The organism is Xanthobacter autotrophicus ATCC 700552 (assembly GCF_043194565.1).
Lineage (GTDB): Bacteria > Pseudomonadota > Alphaproteobacteria > Rhizobiales > Xanthobacteraceae > Xanthobacter > Xanthobacter autotrophicus_F.
The window spans coordinates 122,825-140,390 of sequence record NZ_JBAFVS010000010.1 but is presented as its reverse complement, the minus strand read 5'-3'; the positions used below and the strand labels follow the sequence as shown (position 1 = coordinate 140,390).

Sequence of the window (17,566 nt, the reverse complement as noted above, 5' to 3'; positions counted from 1 at the left end):
CTGCTCCTGAGCGGGGGTGTTCCCGAGTCCCGGATCTTAAGGCCGGTTCCGGCTTTACCTGGAATCGGCCGCTGTGCCAGCGGCCGATCGGTCGCCCTCATCGGCTGTCAGCCTACCCCGACGCCGGGAGAGTCCCGGTGACGGGGCATGCCAGGCCCCGGGCGCCGACTGAGCCTTCTGCCGGACGAATTCCGACGTAAAGGCCTTTCAGACAGGAGCGCGCTTTTTCTCGATCTTGTCCCAGATCTGGGCGGCGATGTCCGGTCCGCCCAGACGCTTGATGGCGCGCAGGCCCGTGGGGGAGGTGACGTTGATCTCGGTGAGATTGCCGTCGATCACGTCGATGCCCACGAAGATGAGCCCCATCGCTTTCAGTGAAGGACCAATGCGGGCGCAGATTTCCAGTTCCCGGTCCGTGAGGTCGGTGGGCCGGGCCGCGCCCCCGCGCACCATGTTGGAGCGAAGGTCGCCCTCGCTCGGCACCCGGTTGACCGCCCCCGCGGCCTCGCCGTCCACCAGGATGATGCGCTTGTCGCCATGCTTCACGGCGGGCAGAAACTGCTGGATGACCCACGGTTCGCGGAAGGTGGTGGCGAACAGATCGTAGAGCGAGCCGAAATTGAGGTCGTCGGCGGTCAGGCGGAACACGGCCGCCCCGCCGTTGCCGTAGAGCGGCTTCATCACCACGTCGCCGAACTCGGCCCGGAACGCCTTGATCTCGTCGAGGTCGCGGGAAATCAGCGTCGGCGGCATCAGTTCGGGAAATTCGGTGACGAAGATCTTCTCCGGTGCGTTGCGCACATGGGCCGGGTCGTTCACCACCAGCGTCTTGGGATGGATGCGCTCGAGAAGGTGCGTGGCGGTCACATAGGCCATGTCGAAGGGCGGGTCCTGGCGCATCAGCACCACGTCCATCGCGTCGAGCGGCACGCGCCGCTTCTCGCCGAGGGCGAAGTGGGCGCCGGCCTCGTCCTTCACCTCAAGCGGCTCGATGGTGGCAAAGACGGCGCCGTCGCGCATGGCCATGCGGTCGGGGGTGTAGTGGAACAGGGCGTGGCCGCGCGCCTGGGCCTCGAGCAGCAGGGCGAAGGTGGAGTCGCCCGCAATGTTGATGTTGGCAATATGGTCCATCTGGACCGCGACCTTGAGGGCCATGGCAATCTCCCGGCGCCCGGCTGGGGCTTCGCTTTATCTATAGCTGTGAGGCGTCCCTCGCCACCTCTCCTCAGAACTCCGCCTCGAATGCCCCGGGCAGGTGCTCGGATGCCCCCGAGCGGGCCAGCAGCACGGCGTCGAAACGCATGTTGAGGCTGGATAGCTCCGGATGGTCGGCGAGAAAGGCCTCGGCCGCCGCGGCGATGCGCCGCCGCTGGCGCGGCAGCAGCGAGAAGGCCGCGTCGGAGAGGGCGGCCCGCAGCTTCACCTCGCAGAAGACGAGGAGGTCGCCCTGGCGCGCGACCAGGTCGATCTCGCCGGCCTTGGTGCGGACCCGCCGGGCCACGATCTCGAAGCCATGGGCGCCGAGCAGTGTGGCGGCACGCTCTTCCGCCGCGAGGCCCCGCGCGTGGGCGTCGCGGCGGCGGCGCGTCGCGGCGGGGACGGCGGCGTCAGTCATCGGCTGCGGTGTCCCCGGCCCGGCCTTCGGACAGGGCAAGGGCGCGGGCATAGACCTCACGCTTGGGCCGCCCGGTCATGGCGGCCACGGCGGCCACCGCATCCTTCAGGGACGCCTCCTTGAGGGCGCGGGCGAGGGCCTCGTCCACGGCGGCGTCACCGGCGGCCTCTTCCAAAGGCGGCCCCACCACCAGCACGATCTCGCCCCGGGGCGCTTCCGCCTGCCCGTAATGGGCGGCGAGGGTGGAAAGGTCGCCGCGCCGCACCTCCTCATAGGTCTTGGTGAGTTCGCGGCAGACCGCCGCCTTGCGCGGGCCGAGGCGGTCGGCGAGGTCGGCGAGGCTCTCGGCCAGGCGCGGGCCGGTCTCGTAGAACACCAGCGTGGCCGGCACGCTGGCGAGCGTCGCGAGGCGGTTGCGGCGCTGGCCCGATTTGGGGGGCAGGAAGCCGTCGAACAGGAAGCAGTCCGTGGGCAGGCCGGCGGCCACCAGGGCGGCGAGCAGGGCCGAGGCGCCGGGCACGGGATGCACCGTGTGGCCGGCCTCCGCTGCCTCCACCACCAGCTTGAAGCCGGGATCCGAGACCAGCGGCGTGCCCGCGTCCGAGATGAGGGCGATGCGGTGGCCGGCGGCGAGCCGCGCCAGCAGCTTGGGCCGGGCGCTGGCGCCGTTGTGGTCGTGATAGGGCACGAGGGGGGTGGTGATGCCGTAGCGTTCCGTGAGCCGGCGGGACATGCGGGTGTCCTCGCAGGCGATCACGTCCGCACCCGCCAGCGTCTCCAGGGCGCGCACGGTCACGTCGCCGAGGTTGCCGATGGGCGTCGCCACCACGTGCAGGCCGGGCGCAAGCGTGGGGGCCACGACGCGCGTGCCGGCGATGAGGAAGGTGTTCGCGTCCGCCCCGGCGGCGGAGGGCTCCGGGCGGGCGGGGGCGGGCGATCGGTGCGGGCTGGTCATGGCGCCACCATAGCCGTCCGCGCGCGGGACGAAAACGGGGCTCGGGCCTGCGCCGTATCCGACTGAAGACGCCGCGCGCGGCTGCGGTGAAACACGCCCGGCGTCACCCCATCCGGCGGGCGGCGGCCACCACCGCTTGCCCCAAGGCGAGGCCGCCGTCATTGGCCGGCACTTCGGCGGGCACCAGCGGGGTGAGGCCGCGGGCTTCGAGCCGCCGCACGGTCTCTTCCAGCAGCCGGGCATTCTGGAACACCCCTCCGGACAGGGCGACGGCCGTGAGGCCTTCCGCCGCCGCCACCTGCGCCGCTGCGCCGACGAAGGCTTCGGCAAGTCCGGCATGGAAGGCGGCGGCCATGGCGGCGCGGGGCCGCGCGGCGTGGAGATCGGCCATCAGCGCCGTGAACAGATGGGCTGGGTCGATCTCGATCGGGATGGCGTCGGCATGCAGGGCGAAGGGGTAGGGCGGCGCCTCGTTTTCCATGGCAGCCTCCAGTGCCAGCGCCTCCAGTGCCATGGCGGCCTCGCCCTCGTGGCTGAGGCGGTCGGGCGCGAGGCCCAGCAGGGCCGCCACCGCATCGAACAGCCGGCCGGCGGAAGAGGCCTGAGGCGCGTTCAGCCCCTTGTCCATCATGGCGCGCAGGGTCAGGAGCGGCTTGCCGGCGAACAACGCCGCGAGACGCGGGTCGCCATCCACCGCCGCGCGTCCCAGCGCACGGTCGAGATGGGCCAGCAGCACCCGCCACGGCTCCCGGCTCGCCGCATCCCCGCCGGCCAGCGGGATGGGCGAGAGCCGGGCCACGCGGCGGCTGGTGCAGTAATCGCAGACGAGGATTTCGGCGCCCCAGACCGTGCCGTCGTCGCCCAGCCCGAGGCCGTCCAACGCGATGCCGACCACCGGCCCGTCCGCCCGCCGCCAGCCGGCTTCCGCCATGGCGGCGGCCATGTGGGCGTGGTGGTGCTGCACCCGCTCCAGCGGCAGGCCGCCAGCTGCGGCCAGGTCCTCGCCAAGGCGGGTGGCGCGGTAGTCCGGGTGCAGGTCCACCGCAATCACCGCCGGCCGGTGGGCGAAGAGCGCGGTGTAGTCGGCGAGCGCGCTCTCGAAGGCGTCGCCGGTGGCCGGCTCGTCGAGGTCCCCGATGTGGTGGGAGAGCAGTGCTTTCCCGCCGTGGGTGAGGCAAAGCGCGCTCTTCAACTCGCCCCCAAGGGCGAGCACGGGCGGGGCGTCGGCGAAATCGGCCGGCAGGGTCAGCGGCATGGGGGCGAACCCGCGCCCGCGCCGCATCACCCGCAGCCGGCCCGCCACATGGCGCGCCACGCTGTCGTCGAGGCGGCGGGCGATGGGCCGGTCGTGCATCAGGAACGCGTCGACGATGCCGGCGAGGCGGTCGCACGCCTCCTCGTCGCGGAAGATCTGCGGTTCGCTGGAGCGGTTGCCGGAGGTCATCACCAGCGGCCGGCCGATGGTGGCCACCAGCAGGTGGTGCAGCGGCGTATAGGGCGCCATCACGCCGAGATGGCGCTGGCCGGGGGCGATGCCGGGCGCCAGCGCCGCGCCGGGCTTCAGCGGCAGCAGCAGGATGGGCGCGGAGGGGTGGGCGAGGGCGGCCTCCTCCTCCGGTGTGATGACGCAGAGGGCGTGGGCAGTGGCGAGGTCCGCCATCACGGCCAGCGGCTTGGTGGGGCGCTGCTTGCGGGCGCGCAGCAGGGCGACGGCATCCGCGTTCGTGGCGTCGCAGGCGATGTGGAAGCCGCCGATGCCCTTCACCGCAAGGATATGCCCGGTCTTCAGCAGGGCGGCGGCGCGGTCGATGGGGTCGGCGCTCGCGGCGTCATCGCCCTCCAGCCACAGGCGGGGGCCGCAATCCGGGCAGGCGATGGGCTGGGCGTGGAAGCGGCGGTTGGCGGGGTCCTCGTATTCCGCGCGGCAGGCGGGACACAGGGCAAAGCCAACCATGGTGGTGGCCGGGCGGTCATAGGGCAGGCCGGTGACGATGGAAAAGCGCGGGCCGCAATCGGTGCAATTGGTGAAGGCGTAGCGGAAGCGTCGCGCTTTGGGGTCGGCAATCTCGGCGCGGCAGGCGGGGCAGGTGGCCACATCGGGCACCACGCCCACCGAGACGGTACCCGCCCCGCTCTCCATGATGCGGAAGGCGCCCTCGGGCACCGGCGCCGGGCGCCGTGTCACCTGTTCCACCCGCGCCAATACCGGCGCCTCATCCACCAGCGCCGCCGCGAAGGCGTCGCGGGCGGCGGCGGGACCGGCGATGCGGATGACCACGCGGTCGCCGGCGTTGCGCACGTCTCCGCTCAGGTCCAGCCGGCGGGCAAGGCGATAGACGAAGGGGCGGAAGCCGACCCCCTGGACGATGCCGGAAACCTCGATCTCCTCGCCCGCGACATCGGTGCTCATGGGGCTCAATGCACCGTGCAGACCATGCAGGGGTCGAAGGAGCGCACGATGTGCTGCACGCTCACCGGCGTGGTCTCGCCCTGCCGGATGGGGGCGCCCACCAGCGCCGTCTCCAGCGGTCCCGGCTGGCCGCCGGCGTCGCGGGGGGAGAAGTTCCAGGTGGTGGGGGCGATGATCTGGTAGCGGGCGATGCGCCCCTTTTCCACCACCATCCAGTGGCCGAGCGCCCCGCGCGCCGCCTCCGTGAGGCCGAAGGCGCGCCCGGCCTGCGGCATCGCCCCCTGCGCGCACCACGGCGCGCCGGGATGAAGCGCCCGCACCCAGCCTTCCATGGCGATGAGGGTGCGCGCCGTCTCCACCAGCCGGCCGACCACGCGGGCGCGCACGTTCGCCCCCTCCCGGGCCGCAAGGTCGCGGGCGAGGGGATGGCCGGCCACCACCTGCCGGGCGAAGGCCCCGGTCTCGAACGGCAGGCCGGACAGGCGCGGGGCCTTGCACCACGTATAGCCGGTCTCGTCCGCCCCGTCGGGGAAGGTCGACCCCTCGAACGGGGCGTGCGGCGCCTCGCGGCCTTCCATGCGGGCGAAGCTGTGGTCCTCGGTGATGGCTGCCGGGTCGAGGCCAGCGGCCCGCCCGCCGGCAAAGGTGCCGCCGGCGTAGAGCCGGCCCTCCTCCAGCGCATAGGCGCCGTAGGACAGGAAGCGGTCGTGGGCGCGGCCGAGGCGGGCGAGGTCGAGATCGGCGGCGATTTCGAGGAAGAGGCGGAAGTCGCCGTCCGGCCCCGCCTTTCGCCACGCCTCCAGCTCCGCCCCGTCGGCGATTTCGGCCACCCGCTCCAGCGGGGCACCGTAGAGCCGGTCCTCCAGGTCCGCGCGCACGGCGCCGAGAGTGGCGATGAGGCGCATCTGGTCCCGCGCGTCGGCCCCCTTGGCGACCCCGCCCGGCTGGATCGCCAGCGTGTGCGGCCAGCGGCCGGCCAAAAGACCCATCACGTGCAGCAGCGTCGCCCGCGTGGCCAGCGCCCTGCGCACGCTCTCCCCCTGCGCCGCCTTGAAGCGACGGGCGGCGGTGGCGAACCACGGGCGGTCCTCGTAGATGGCCCGGGCGAAGTCCGGCATGAAGAAGACGTGGAAATGGGTGAGGTGGTCCGCCACATTCTCGGTGGCGAGGATGAGGTTGGTGGCGACGCGGCCATTGTCCGTGGGCGCGATGCCCTGCAGGCCCGCCAGCGCCAGCGCCGCCGCATGGGATTGCGACACCGAGCAGATGCCGCAGATGCGCGGCGCGATGACGAGGGCGTCGCGCGGATCGCGCCCCTCCAGGATGCGCTCGAAACCGCGGAACAGGGGCGAATTGACGAAGGCCTGCCGCACTTCCCCGTCGGCCACGTCGAGCCGCACTTCGAGGTCGCCTTCCACCCGGTTGAACGGCCCGACCACGAGCCGTTTCGTCTGCGCGCTCATCGCTTGCGGATGTCCCGCACCGCGGGCGGGGTGAGCACGTGGTCGGCGGTGGCGTTGCGCCTCAGCCGTTCGGGGGTGGCGGCCTTGGCGAGGGACGACAGGGCGATGAACCAGGCTTTCGGCATGTCCGTGGGCAGGCCCACCGGTATGCCGCCGATCTTGGGCGTGTCGAGGAAGGCGTGGCCCGGCTCCTCGAACTCGGGGGCCGTGCAATTGATGCAGGCATGGCCGCCCCGGGTGCAGGAGCCCTCGCCGTTCCACAGCCGCGTGTTGCAGTCGGCATGGGCCTGGGTGCCGAGGCAGCCCAGGTGCTCCATCATGCAGCCGAGGTCGCTCATCTTCTCGGCGCTGGCCTTGTATTCGTAATATTCGTTGCGCGGGCAGCCGTGGTGCACGAGGTGGTCGGCGTAGAAGCGCGGACGGCCGTAGCTGTCGAGGTCCTCGGCGCGCATGAGGCCGGAGGCGAGCAGCATCAGCGTCTCGGTCACCCAGTTGGGATGGGTGGGGCAGCCGGCGACATTGATCACCGGCAGGCCGGAGCGGGAGCGGAAGGCGGCGCCTAGCGCCCCGCCGGGGCGGCGCCCGTCATATTGCAGGCCGCAGGCGTCGGCCGGATTGACGCCGGCCGCCGTGACACCGCCATAAGCGGCGCAGGTGCCCACCGCCACCACATGTTCGGCGACGGCAGCGAGCCGCCGCGCCCATTCGATGGTGGCGGTGTCGGTGCCGGCGAGGGTGTGGAAGCGCCCGGTGCCGTTCGGCCCGCGCAGCAGCGCGCCTTCGATGCACAGGGCATCAAGGGGGATCTCACCCGCGAGCACCGCCTCGAACAGGGCGATGGCCTCGTCCCCGGTCTCTTCCGACAGGGTCGGGTGCCACAGGAAGCGGATATTCGCGCTGGCGAGCGTCGCGGCAAGGTCCGGCGCCTCGGCGCACAGCAGCGACATGGTGCAGCCGCCGCAGCCGCCCGATTGCAGCCACAGCACGGTGAAGGGCGCGCGACGGTCGGTGCTCATGCCCGCCCTCCTGCCGGCAGGATGAGGGAGATGACGGCGCCGCCCTCGGGATGGTTGGCGGCTTCCAGCCGTCCGTCATGCTCCTCGGCGATGCGGTAGCAGATGGAAAGGCCGAGCCCCGTGCCCTTGCCCACGGCCTTGGTGGTGAAGAAAGGATCGAAGACGCGGCCAAGGATGTCCTCGGGGATTCCGGGCCCGCTGTCGCGCACCCGCACCGCCACCCGCTCGCCGTCCGGGCCGCGCAGGCGCTCGCCGGTGATATCGAGGCGCGGGTCGGGCCGGCCTTCCAGCGCGTCCACCGCGTTCTGGACGAGGTTCATCAGCACCTGGTGGATGTGGCCGGGATGGCCCACCGCCTCCAGCCCCGCCGGGATCGCCACCCGGATGGCGAGGTCCGGCATCTGCGATTTCGCCACCCAGTCCACCGCCGAGCGGACCACGCTGCCGAGGTCGAACACCTCGCGCGCCTCGCGCTTGTCGGAGGAAAAGCGGCGCAGGTCCGCCACGATGTCGCGCACCCGCTCGGCGCCTTCCAGCATGCCGGCGAGGGTGGCGGGAATGTCGGCGAGCGCCCGATCGATGCGCAGTTCCCCGCGGGTGCGGGCGAGGGCGGCGGCATCCGCGCCTCCATGCACCGCGTCGAGATAGGCGATGAGCCGTTCGGCGTAGCGCTTCAGTGCGTGGGCGTTGCCATAGACGAAGGAGATGGGATTGTTCAGCTCGTGGGCGACGCCGGCCACGAGGCGGCCGAGGGAGGCCATCTTCTCGGCGTGCACCAGCTGCTGCTGGGTGCGCTTCAAGTGCTCATGGGCATTGGCGAGGGCGTGATAGGCGGCGCGCAGCTCGCCGATGGGCCGGCCCACCAGCACCACGCCCACCGGGCGGCCGCGCGGGTCGAAGCGCAGGGCGCCATTCACCGAGACCGCCTGCGGTCCTTCCGGCGTGGCGAGGGTGAATTCCCGGTCGGCGATGCGCTGGCGCCGCGCCGCGGTGGCGAGCACATCGCTCGCGGAGGTGGGGGAGGCGGGGTCGAGCAGCGCGGCGAGGGGGCGGCCGGTGAGGGCGTCGGCCAACTGGCCGAAGACGCGCTCGGCGGCGAGGTTCACCTGTTCCACCCGCCCGGCGAGATCGCAGGCGATGAGCACGTCGGTCATGGAGCCGAGCAGGCCGGCGATGAAGCCCTGGGCTTCCTCCAGCGCGGTGTTCTTCTCCTCCAGCTCCACCTGCTGGCGGACCAGCTCCGCATAGGTCTCGTCCATCTTGCGGATGACGGCGATCCACGCCTCCTCCGCGTCGACGGCGCCGAAATCGGGCGCGCCGCTGGCGAGGGCGAGCGGGCTGTCGGCGAGAAAGTCCTTGCCCTCGGGCATGGGCATCGGCGGTCCTGACGCGGGAGTTGAGACCGGAGTTAATCCCGCGCCGGGGAAAAGCGCAACGCCGCCCTCAGCGGGGCTCGATGCCGTCGCGCAGGGCCCGCAGGCGGTCGTAGGTGTCGGGGAAGGCGTCGAGCCGGGTCACGCCCACCATGCGGATATAGGCGGAGGGTCCGAAGCGGATCCATTGCACCAGCTTCACCGGGGTGCCGGTCTTCACGTCGACGCCGGTGGCCATCACCTCGAAGCCGGTCTGGCCGGAAATGCGCTGCGGCTCGGCGCGCTCTAGCTTCAGCTCCTTCACGCCGGGCAGGCTCGACAGGAGGCGAAGCGCGAACTGGCGGCGTTCATCCTCGCGCGGCGCGCCGCCGCCCACCGTCACCACGAACAGGGGCTGGTCCACGCCCTCCTGCACGTCCTTCGGTCCATCGGTGAGCATGAGCGTGGTGCCGGCCAGCGCCCGCACCGGGCGGAAGCCGGCGAGGTTGGTCGCGACGAAGGGCAGGGCGGCCACCTGGTCCTGCACCGAGCGGATCGCGAGGGTGGCGAAGGCGGCACGCACGACGGCATCGGGATAGGTGGCGGCCTCGCTCTCGGGCACCTGCAGGGTGATCAGGGCGGTGAGCTGGTTCGTGCCCACCAGCAGCACCCATTTGCGCAGGGCGACGGGACCCGCCGTCTGGGTGCCGGTGAACAGCACGGCCTTCGCGTCCTTGAGGGGGAAGGCCTCGCGCTTGTCCAGGGTGATGCCCTTGGCGCCCAGCGCCACGTCGGTGAAGCCGGCGTCGATCTGCTCGAAGGCGTCCGGCGGCATGTCCACGATGAGCAGCGAGGCGCTGTGGGCGCGGTCCTCGAAGCCGGAGAAGGCCTGTCCCTCCACCATGCCGGGCGGCGGGACGAGGCCGATGGCCGAGCCGCGGGGGAAGGTCGGATCGGCGGCGAAGGCCGCGGACAGGGACGCCGCGAGGATCGAGACTGCGAGGAAGGCGGCGGACAAGAGCAGGCGCATGGAGGGCTCCGGCGGGGAAGGAGGGACCCGGCGGCAGGGCCTCCGCTCCCCCCGGTCACGGATCGAAAGGCCTGTTTCGGGCGAAAATCCGGCTTTTCTGTGGGGCCAGGAGACCGGGGAACGCCTGTTCGAGGAACAGGAGAGCATAGGTGCGATGCTTCAGGTGGCCGCAGTAACCCGTCGCAGCGTGAGGTTGAAGCGTCCGCCTTCGGGCAGCAGCGTGGAGGTGCCGGGCAGAATCCGGTCGATGCCGTGGAACGCCAGCCGGCTCGGCCCCGACAACAGGAAGAGGTCGCCCGAGGCCAGGCGGATGGACGAGGTGGCGCCGCCCCGCGTTTCGCCGCCGATGCGGAACACGGCAGTGTCACCCAGGGAGAGGGAGAGCACCGGAGCGGTGAAATCGGCTTCGTCGCGGTCCTGGTGGAGGCTCATGCGCGCATCCGGCCCGTAATAATTGATCAGGCAGGCCTCGGGCGGTGCCGGGAAGGCCGCATAGGTGGTCCACAGGGCGGTCAATGCCGGCGGCATGGCGGGCCAGGGCGCGCGCGTTTCGGGATGGAACGGCTGATAGCGGTAGCCGGCAGCATCCGAGACCCAGCCGAGCGGCCCGCAATTGCTCATGCGGACGGAGAACGGCTTGCCCGTCCGCGGCATGGCGGGCGTGAACAGCGGCGCCGCATCCAGCACCGCGCGGATGTCCGCGAGCAGGGCGGCCTGGGCCGCCCGGTCGAGGGCATCGCGAAACCACAGGGCGCCGGGGGCAACCGCCAAATGGGCTGGCAGATGGGCGGGCATTTGGGTTGGCGTGGAAGCGGGCGTTGCCGTCATGTTTTCAGGCGCTCCGATTCCGGCGTTTCAAAGAAAACAGAGGTACTGGACGGCGGTTTTTCCTTGGCGTGACCACGGCTTTAATGGGGAAGTAACCATATGTTACATATCACATTTAAGCTAAGTCGGAACAAAAAGGCGCTGCAGGATGTCTTCGGGTCGCTGGGATCGAGAGGAGAAGAGTCATGAATCCCCGCCTTAAGAGTCTCCACGCAAGCATCCGTCTTTCGGTTGGCCTCGGTATCGCGGTGCTGATCGCCGGGGTCTCCGCCGCGTCGGCACAGGCCGTGGTGGTGGGACCCGGAGGGTATATCTCGCCGGCCCAACGCGGGTACATCCAGGGTTATGTGCTGCGTCACCCGGTTCCGCCGGCCTTGATTCCCGGGGGCTTCATCCCCTCCGTGGGGGCGGTGCTGCCGGCGGGCATCCCACTCCAGAGCTTCGCCGTGGCACCTCAGCGCTACTCCACCTACCAGCAGGGCTATTACGGGCCGGGCTATTATGGCCAGGTCTATTATGGCCAGGCCGATCCGGGGGTCGCCTATCCCGACCGCGGAAACTATGACGTCGCCGACTACAACACGCCGGTCTATCCGGGCGAACTCTACGGCGGCAGCTATGGGGGTGGCTATGAGGGGGGTGGCTACGGCAATGGCTACGGCGGTGGCTACGGAGGCGGCGCAGACCTCGCCGGCTACCGCTACGTGGTGCTGCCGGGCGCCGAGGCGGCGGTGGTGGAGCCCCGCACCCGTCGCATCATCCTGATCATCGAATGAGGGCGATGGTCGAATGACCGTGGCCCCCTTTTCCCGCGGCGGGGGGAGAAGGGGCCCAAAGGTCAGGGCGTTTTAGGTCCGGGCGCCCGAGGTGCGGCTTCACCGCGGCTTTTGATCCGGGTCACTGGCCGTGGCAGGTTGGTTCGGGCATGGTGCCGGCGCTCGCCCATCAGGCAGGAGAGGCCATGGCACCGCACGCGAAGTTCTACTGGAACGAGCTGATGACCGACGATGTGGAAAAGGCCAAGGCCTTCTACAGCGCCGTGCTCGGCTGGACCTTCAGCGAGATGCCCATGGAGGGTGGTCGTGTCTATTACGTCGCCATGCTCGGCGAGGAGCCGGTGGCCGGCCTCATGGACAAGACCGATATCGTGCCACCCCATGTGCCGCCCCACTGGTTCGGCTACATCAGCGTGGACGACGTGGACGCCCGTGTGGCGCTGCTTGAGGCCAAGGGCGGGCAGGTGGTCCGGCCGCCGTTCGACATCGAGGGCGTGGGCCGCATCGCCATCGTCGCCGACGCGACCGGCGCGCCGCTCGGCCTCATGACCGCCTTCGACGGGTGAGCCGGCGCGGCGCCGGCGTCCAGCTATGGCCCGAACCGGAGTTCAAATCCACACCTCGGGAACGCCCGAGGTGTGGAGCGATACCGGCTCGGCATCGGTCAAGGATAAAAGGCTTACGGTATTAAATTACCATATTCAGGCGGTCACTTCCGCCAGCCGCACGCGCCGCACCCCGGCAGCGGCCATGTCGGCATGGGCCTTGGCCAGGGAGCCGTCCACGTCCAGCGCCCGGCAGGCGTCCTCGATGACGTGGGTGGCGAAGCCGTGCCGGGCGGCATCCACCGCCGACCAGGACACGCAGAAGTCCGTCGCCAGCCCCAAAAGATAGACTGTATCGATGCCACGGTCCCGCAGGTATCCCGAGAGGCCGGTGGGGGTGGTGCGGTCGGCTTCGTAGAAGGCGGAATAGCTGTCGATGGTGCGGTGGTGCCCCTTGCGGATGACCAGCTGGGCATGGGGAATGTCCAGGGCGGCGGACAGGCGGGCGCCATCGGTCTCCTGCACGCAATGGTCGGGCCACAGGATCTGTCGCCCGTAGGCGAGGTCGATCTCGTCGAAGGGGCCCCGGTCCGCGTGGCTTGAGGCGAACGAGACGTGGCCCGGCGGGTGCCAGTCCTGGGTCAGCACCACATTGGCGAAATGCCGCGCCACGGCATTGGCGAGCGGCACCACCTCGTGCCCGCCGGGCACGGCCAGGCGGCCGCCGGGCAGGAAGTCCACCTGCAGGTCGACGACCACGAGCGCGGCGCGCGCCCCGGCGCTTGCGGCGGGAGACGGGACCGGCGCAGGGAGCTGGGCATCGACCGGGACAGGCGCAGGCATCGGCATCGTCCTTTGCGACAGCGCTCTGGGCTGGCCCGCGCCGCGGGCTCGCGCGAAGTTGAAAAAGGACCGGGTCGCGAGCCGGCACGCCTTGCGGCGCCAAAACACCCCCCCTATATCCGCCTCGATCGTCGTTGTCGCGACGAACCCCAATTTGAAAGTTCAGGGGGCCGGCGGATCGGTTGCGGGAGGGGCCTGCGGCCATCCCCCGCGGGTGCCGAAAGGGCCCGGTCGGCCTGCCGACAAGGAGAAAACCATATGGCCAAGATCATCGGTATCGACCTCGGCACCACCAATTCCTGCGTTGCGGTGATGGAGGGGTCCACCCCGAAAGTCATCGAGAACGCCGAAGGCGCGCGCACCACGCCGTCCATCGTCGCCTTCACGGAGGACGGCGAGCGTCTCGTCGGCCAGCCTGCCAAGCGGCAGAGCGTCACCAATCCCGAGCGCACCTTCTTCGCGGTGAAGCGCCTCATGGGCCGCCGCTATGACGATCCCACCGTCGAGAAGGACAAGCATCTCGTCCCCTACTCCATCGTGCGCGCCGACAATGGCGATGCCTGGGTGGAAGCGGACGGCAAGAAATATTCCCCCTCGCAGATTTCCGCCTTCGTCCTGCAGAAGATGAAGGAGACGGCCGAGTCGTTCCTGGGCGAGAAGGTCGAGAAGGCGGTCATCACCGTCCCGGCCTATTTCAACGACGCCCAGCGCCAGGCCACCAAGGACGCCGGCCGTATCGCCGGCCTCGAGGTGCTGCGCATCATCAACGAGCCCACGGCGGCAGCGCTCGCCTATGGCCTCGACAAGAAGTCGGCCGGCACCATCGCGGTCTACGACCTGGGCGGCGGCACCTTCGACGTGTCGGTGCTGGAGATCGGCGACGGCGTGTTCGAGGTGAAGTCCACCAACGGCGACACCTTCCTCGGCGGTGAAGACTTCGACATGCGGCTCGTCACCTATCTGGCGGACGAGTTCAAGAAGGAGCAGGGCATCGACCTGCGCAACGACAAGCTCGCCCTCCAGCGCCTCAAGGAGGCCGCCGAGAAGGCGAAGATCGAACTGTCGAGCGCGACCCAGACCGAGATCAACCTGCCCTTCATCACCGCCGATGCCACCGGCCCGAAGCACCTCACCCTGAAGCTCACCCGCGCCAAGTTCGAGGCGCTGGTGGATGACCTCATCCAGCGCACGGTGGAGCCCTGCCGGCTCGCGCTCAAGGATGCCGGCCTCACCGCCGGGCAGATCGACGAGGTGGTCCTCGTCGGCGGCATGACCCGCATGCCCAAGGTGCAGGAAGTGGTGAAGCAGTTCTTCGGCAAGGAGCCCCACAAGGGCGTCAACCCGGACGAGGTGGTCGCCATCGGCGCCGCGGTCCAGGCCGGCGTGCTCCAGGGCGACGTGAAGGACGTGCTGCTGCTCGACGTGACCCCGCTGTCGCTGGGCATCGAGACCCTGGGCGGTGTGTTCACCCGCCTCATCGACCGCAACACCACCATCCCGACGAAGAAGGGCCAGACCTTCTCCACCGCCGAGGATGGCCAGACCGCGGTGACCATCCGCGTGTTCCAGGGCGAGCGCGAGATGGCGGCGGACAACAAGATGCTCGGCCAGTTCGACCTCATGGGCATCCCGCCCGCGCCCCGCGGCGTGCCGCAGGTGGAGGTGACCTTCGACATCGACGCCAACGGCATCGTGCAGGTCTCCGCCAAGGACAAGGGCACCGGCAAGGAGCAGCAGATCCGCATCCAGGCGTCCGGCGGCCTCAACGAGGTCGACATCGAGAAGATGGTGAAGGACGCCGAGGCCCACGCGGCCGAGGACAAGAAGCGCCGGGCCCTGGTGGAAGCCAAGAACCACGCGGAAGCCCTCGTCCATTCCACCGAGAAGGCCGTCGCCGAGCATGGCGACAAGGTCGGCGCGGTGGAGAAGGGCGCCATCGAGGCGGCCCTGGCCGACCTCAAGTCCGCGCTGGAAGGCGATGACGTGGAGGCGATCACCGCCAAGACCAATACCCTGGCCCAGGCGTCCCTCAAGCTCGGCGAGGCCATGTATGCGGCCCAGCAGCCGGGCGCCGAGCCCAGCGCCAAGCCGGCGGACGACGTGGTGGACGCCGAGTTCACCGAGGTCGACGACGACAAGAAGAAGTCGGCGTGATTGACTGCCGGCGGGCGCTGGCGCCCGTCGGCAACCCTCCCTTCGTGGGAGGATATGCGTCCGGTTTCGAACGTCATGCCCGGGCTTGTCCCGGGCATCCACGCCGGTCCGCCGGAGCGACGCGTAATGCATGTTCCGGCCGGGGAGCGAGGATTGCCAGCTCCAGGCCGGCAGTGACGATCAGTTGAGACTGTCAAGACTGTTCGCCAAGCCTCAGGGCGGGACAGCAGGGCAGGCCGATTGCGGCAGGTGAAGATTGAGCATGGCCAAGCGCGACTATTACGAAACCCTCGGCTGCGACCGCGGCGCCGATGAGACGGTGCTGAAGGCCACCTACCGCAAGCTCGCCATGAAGTGGCATCCGGACCGCAACCACGGCAATCCGGAAGCCGAGGTGATGTTCAAGGAGGTCAACGAGGCCTACGAGGTCCTCAAAGACCCCCAGAAGCGCGCCGCCTATGACCGCTTCGGCCATGCCGCCTTCGAGAATGGCGGTGGCGGTCCCGGCTTCGGCAACGATTTCGCCTCCTCCTTCGCCGACATCTTCGACGATTTGTTCGGCGGCTCCATGAATCGTGGCCGCGGCGGGGGCGGCCAGCAGCGCGGGCGCGGGGCGGACCTGCGCTACAACATGGAAATCACGCTGGAGGAGGCCTTCTCCGGCAAAACCGCGCAGATCAAGATCCCCACCTCGATTTCGTGCGAGACCTGCTCGGGCACCGGCGCCAAGCCCGGTACCCAGCCCAAGGCGTGCCGCATGTGCGGCGGTGCGGGCAAGATCCGCCATGCCCAGGGCTTCTTCACCCTGGAGCGCACCTGCCCGAACTGCCAGGGCCGCGGCAGCGTCATCGAGGACCCCTGCGCCGATTGCGGCGGCGCCGGCCGGGTGACGCGCGAGCGCACCCTCTCGGTGCAGATCCCCGCCGGCGTCGAGGACGGCACCCGCATCCGCCTCGGCGGCGAGGGCGAGGCCGGCGTGCGCGGCGGGGCGGCGGGCGACCTCTACATCTTCCTCTCCATCGAGCCCCACCCCTTCTTCCAGCGCGAGGGCGCGGACCTCTATTGCCGGGTCCCCATCGCCATGGTGACGGCGGCGCTGGGCGGCGCGGTGGAGGTGCCCACCATCGACGGCGACAAGAGCAAGGTGAAGATCCCCGAGGGCACCCAGTCGCAGAAGCGCTTCCGCCTCTCCGGCAAGGGCATGCCCATCATGCGTGCGCGCAACCACGGCGATATGTATGTGCAGGTGGTGGTGGAGACGCCGCAGAAGCTCACCAAGCGGCAGAAGGAATTGCTCGCCGAGTTCGACAAGGAATGCTCCGGCGAGACCCATCCCGAATCCACCGGCTTCTTCGCCAAGGTGAAGGAATTCTTCCAGGGCGCCGCCGGCGAGGGGGCCTGACGTTATTTAGAGACTTGCCATGCTGCTCGGGCGGGCGAGACCAGCACGCTGGTTTCGGGTCTGCCACCTCCGGGATTGGGAAAGAGGTAGAGATTTCCGCTCTTCAGGGCGACTTCCTGCCCATAGCGGACAAAGGTGCTTGCCTCTTTCGATATTTGAAGCAGGGCGGGCGCAGCTTGTGAAAGCTCTCGCCACTTCTGCCATTCGCCACCCAGGAAAAATACGATTGTTACGAGAAACGAGAATCCAGCCCACGATGTCACGGCAAATTTGATGATGTCCCGAGCCATGCCAGCCTCTCCGAATATACATATTTTTAGATGTATATTTTACTTATACAATCATAAGTAGCATACGGCAAGCCGTCCCTTCGGCGGCGCCGTTTTTCGGCTGCCGCCATTCTTTTGCCATGTGAAAGCCTCTTGTGTCGCTCCAGGCCGTCTCGTCGGCATCCGACGCAGTCTTGCGGCACCAACCTTGACCCCGCCTGTTTTCCCGTCTAAGCGCCTGATATCCGAGTTCTCTCGGGCGCCCGAGGTGCCGTTGATGCTTCATTCCCACGACCAGCGCAGGCCGCTTCAAAAGCCCTTGCTTCCGAAGCCGAATCTCAAGGACGAGGTTCGCTTTCTGCAGTCGTGGTTCCAGAATCCGCTCAAGACCGGCGCGGTGGCTCCGTCCAGCCCGGCTCTGGCCAAGATGATGGCGAGCTACCTCGACCCGAAGCAGGACGGCCCGGTCATCGAACTCGGACCGGGCACGGGGCCGGTCACCAAGGCCTTGATCCAGCGCGGGTTCGCGCCGGAACGCCTGTTCCTCATCGAATACAATCCGGAATTCTGCGCCCTGCTGCGCCTGCGCTATCCCGGTGCCACGGTGATCAACGGCGATGCCTACACCCTCGCCAAGACCTTGACCGACCGGCTGCCGGGCAAGGCGGTGGGCACCATCTCGTCGCTGCCGCTCTTCACCATGCCGGAGACCGAGCGGCACCGCATGGTGAACGAGGCATTCGACATGTCCCATGCCGGCGCGCCGTTCGTGCAGTTCACTTATGCGGTGGTCTCGCCGGTGCCGCTGGTGCCCGGCGCCATCGACGGCGAGCGTTCGCCGCGGGTGTGGAGAAATATTCCCCCCGCCCGTGTCTGGGCCTATCGCCGGCCCTGAGGCTTCCGTGCCG

16 protein-coding genes are annotated in these 17,566 nt (G+C 69.5%); 5 read left to right on the top strand and 11 right to left on the bottom strand.

What is annotated here, in order from left to right:
- Positions 1-207 precede the first annotated feature (207 nt).
- The 9 genes from gshB to V5F48_RS12910 form a co-directional block, all read right to left on the bottom strand.
- Positions 208-1,155, bottom strand: a complete 948-nt coding sequence (gene gshB, locus V5F48_RS12950) for a glutathione synthase (RefSeq protein ID WP_394259059.1) — start codon at positions 1,153-1,155, stop codon at positions 208-210.
- A gap of 70 nt (positions 1,156-1,225) precedes the next feature.
- On the bottom strand, positions 1,226-1,615 hold the full coding sequence (locus V5F48_RS12945; RefSeq protein ID WP_394259058.1) for a YraN family protein: 390 nt from the start codon (positions 1,613-1,615) through the stop codon (positions 1,226-1,228).
- Entirely contained in the window at positions 1,608-2,570 is a 963-nt protein-coding gene (gene rsmI / locus V5F48_RS12940) for a 16S rRNA (cytidine(1402)-2'-O)-methyltransferase (RefSeq protein WP_394259057.1), read from the bottom strand. Before rsmI ends, V5F48_RS12945 begins: the two co-directional genes overlap by 8 nt.
- 103 nt (positions 2,571-2,673) lie before the next feature.
- On the bottom strand, positions 2,674-4,980 hold the full coding sequence (hypF, locus tag V5F48_RS12935) for a carbamoyltransferase HypF (protein WP_394259056.1): 2,307 nt from the start codon (positions 4,978-4,980) through the stop codon (positions 2,674-2,676).
- Between the two features lie 5 nt (positions 4,981-4,985).
- The gene (locus V5F48_RS12930) at positions 4,986-6,443 is read right to left on the bottom strand and encodes a nickel-dependent hydrogenase large subunit (protein ID WP_394259055.1); all 1,458 of its coding nucleotides are present in this window, start codon (positions 6,441-6,443) and stop codon (positions 4,986-4,988) included.
- Positions 6,440-7,459 carry an NADH-quinone oxidoreductase subunit B family protein gene (locus tag V5F48_RS12925; protein WP_394259054.1) on the bottom strand — a complete coding sequence of 340 codons (1,020 nt, stop codon included), beginning with the start codon at positions 7,457-7,459 and terminating at the stop codon, positions 6,440-6,442. Before V5F48_RS12925 ends, V5F48_RS12930 begins: the two co-directional genes overlap by 4 nt.
- Positions 7,456-8,835: a sensor histidine kinase gene (locus V5F48_RS12920; RefSeq protein ID WP_394259053.1), complete on the bottom strand. Its 1,380-nt coding sequence runs from the start codon at positions 8,833-8,835 to the stop codon at positions 7,456-7,458. Before V5F48_RS12920 ends, V5F48_RS12925 begins: the two co-directional genes overlap by 4 nt.
- 67 nt (positions 8,836-8,902) lie before the next feature.
- On the bottom strand, positions 8,903-9,841 hold the full coding sequence (locus V5F48_RS12915) for a hypothetical protein (protein ID WP_394259052.1): 939 nt from the start codon (positions 9,839-9,841) through the stop codon (positions 8,903-8,905).
- A 159-nt stretch (positions 9,842-10,000) separates the two neighbouring features.
- Positions 10,001-10,636 carry an alpha-ketoglutarate-dependent dioxygenase AlkB family protein gene (locus tag V5F48_RS12910; RefSeq protein WP_394259051.1) on the bottom strand — a complete coding sequence of 212 codons (636 nt, stop codon included), beginning with the start codon at positions 10,634-10,636 and terminating at the stop codon, positions 10,001-10,003.
- A 218-nt stretch (positions 10,637-10,854) separates the two neighbouring features.
- On the opposite strand from V5F48_RS12910, the gene V5F48_RS12905 reads away from it, so the two are divergent.
- Positions 10,855-11,445 (top strand): hypothetical protein, encoded by a 591-nt coding sequence (locus V5F48_RS12905; protein WP_394259050.1) that lies wholly within the window; start codon positions 10,855-10,857, stop codon positions 11,443-11,445.
- A 185-nt stretch (positions 11,446-11,630) separates the two neighbouring features.
- On the top strand, positions 11,631-12,011 hold the full coding sequence (locus V5F48_RS12900; RefSeq protein ID WP_394108920.1) for a VOC family protein: 381 nt from the start codon (positions 11,631-11,633) through the stop codon (positions 12,009-12,011).
- A 135-nt stretch (positions 12,012-12,146) separates the two neighbouring features.
- Here V5F48_RS12900 and pncA read toward each other — a convergent pair whose 3' ends face one another.
- Positions 12,147-12,833 (bottom strand): bifunctional nicotinamidase/pyrazinamidase, encoded by a 687-nt coding sequence (gene pncA, locus V5F48_RS12895; protein WP_394259049.1) that lies wholly within the window; start codon positions 12,831-12,833, stop codon positions 12,147-12,149.
- A 258-nt stretch (positions 12,834-13,091) separates the two neighbouring features.
- Here pncA and dnaK point away from each other — a divergent pair, with 258 nt between their 5' ends.
- Both dnaK and dnaJ read left to right on the top strand, forming a co-directional pair.
- A complete protein-coding gene (dnaK, locus tag V5F48_RS12890) occupies positions 13,092-14,987 on the top strand; it encodes a molecular chaperone DnaK (RefSeq protein ID WP_394108922.1) in 1,896 nt (631 codons plus the stop codon).
- A 262-nt stretch (positions 14,988-15,249) separates the two neighbouring features.
- Entirely contained in the window at positions 15,250-16,389 is a 1,140-nt protein-coding gene (gene dnaJ / locus V5F48_RS12885; protein WP_394259048.1) for a molecular chaperone DnaJ, read from the top strand.
- A gap of 2 nt (positions 16,390-16,391) precedes the next feature.
- Here the strand turns inward: dnaJ and V5F48_RS12880 are convergent, their stop codons facing one another.
- Complete coding sequence (locus V5F48_RS12880) at positions 16,392-16,679, bottom strand: hypothetical protein (RefSeq protein ID WP_394259047.1); 288 nt, start codon at positions 16,677-16,679, stop codon at positions 16,392-16,394.
- Between the two features lie 256 nt (positions 16,680-16,935).
- Here V5F48_RS12880 and V5F48_RS12875 point away from each other — a divergent pair, with 256 nt between their 5' ends.
- Positions 16,936-17,553 (top strand): class I SAM-dependent methyltransferase, encoded by a 618-nt coding sequence (locus V5F48_RS12875; RefSeq protein WP_394108924.1) that lies wholly within the window; start codon positions 16,936-16,938, stop codon positions 17,551-17,553.
- The last annotated feature ends 13 nt before the right edge of the window (positions 17,554-17,566 follow it).